This is a genomic window from Stenotrophomonas sp. 3diitr2024 (assembly GCF_042136455.1).
GTDB classification, from domain to species: Bacteria; Pseudomonadota; Gammaproteobacteria; order Xanthomonadales; family Xanthomonadaceae; genus Stenotrophomonas; species Stenotrophomonas sepilia.
On the sequence record NZ_JBHHMJ010000658.1, the window covers coordinates 1 to 269 of the forward strand.

Here is a 269-nt window from a genome sequence, read left to right on the forward strand (position 1 = left end):
CGTGTACGCGTGGCCGGTGACGCCGAACTGGCGCGGCGCCTGCAGCAGCTGGCCAAGGGCTTCGACCCGGACTGGCAGCAGCCGTTCGTCAGCGTATTCGGCGAGGTACTGGGCGTGCAGGTCGCCAACACCCTGCGCAGGCTGCTGGACGACCCGCGCTGCAGCGCCGTGGTTGCCCCGACCCGCCGCCCCCTGGCGTTGACTCACGGGAAGCTGGAGAACCCGGTGCTGGCCTTCGACGCGTTGCCCACTTCGCCAGAATGGGCGCG

The 269-nt window shown here is 71.0% G+C and carries 1 pseudogene; it reads left to right on the top strand.

The annotated features are described in order from the left end of the window. Window positions 1-269: pseudogene (locus tag ABGA94_RS16905) on the top strand (hypothetical protein); the annotation flags it as partial.